Below are 201 nucleotides of genomic sequence, written 5' to 3'. Positions count from 1 at the left end.
CGGGTCGGAGATGCCCGCCCGCGAGCGGCGGACGGCGTCCGCGACCGCCTCGACAGCCTTGCGCTGCCCGATCAGGCGCTCGCCGACCCGGTCCTCCATCTGCAGGAGCTTCTCGCTCTCGCCCTGCAGCATCTTGCCGACCGGGATGCCCGTCCACGCCGAGACGACCTCGGCCACGTCGGTGGCCGACACCTCCTCGCT

Annotated in this window: 1 protein-coding gene; it reads right to left on the bottom strand. The window is 73.1% G+C overall.

All coding sequences use genetic code 11. The features are described from left to right. Nucleotides 1–201 (bottom strand): hypothetical protein (locus BN358_RS10570; protein WP_157593344.1); only part of this gene is annotated, 201 nt, incomplete at both ends.

The sequence above is a fragment of the Sedimentibacter sp. B4 genome (assembly GCF_000309315.1).
Lineage (GTDB): Bacteria > Bacillota > Clostridia > Tissierellales > Sedimentibacteraceae > Sedimentibacter > Sedimentibacter saalensis.
Note: the sequence above shows the minus strand (reverse complement) of the source record. Positions and strands in the feature narration are given on the sequence as shown.